Consider the following 232-nt stretch of genomic DNA (forward strand, 5'->3'; position numbering starts at 1 on the left):
TTATACTACTGTATATGATTCTAAGGGAAAAACAACGAATCAAGTTCATAATACTTTAGCAGTTACAAAATCTGCACAGCTTGGTAAAGATAAATATTACCTAGTATCCGATTATAATAGTGGAAAATTATATGGATGGGTTAAACAAAATGAAACGATTTATAATACTACTACTTCTAAAACAAAAGTAAATAAATCGTATACTATTAAACCTGGAACGACACTATACACG

1 protein-coding gene is annotated in these 232 nt (G+C 28.4%); it reads left to right on the forward strand.

Annotation, left to right across the window (positions count from 1 at the left end):
• On the forward strand, window positions 1-232 hold a 232-nt coding region (locus tag UUA_RS19160; RefSeq protein WP_155943290.1), incomplete at both ends, for a GW dipeptide domain-containing protein.

The organism is Rhodanobacter thiooxydans LCS2 (assembly GCF_000264375.1).
Lineage (GTDB): Bacteria > Pseudomonadota > Gammaproteobacteria > Xanthomonadales > Rhodanobacteraceae > Rhodanobacter > Rhodanobacter thiooxydans.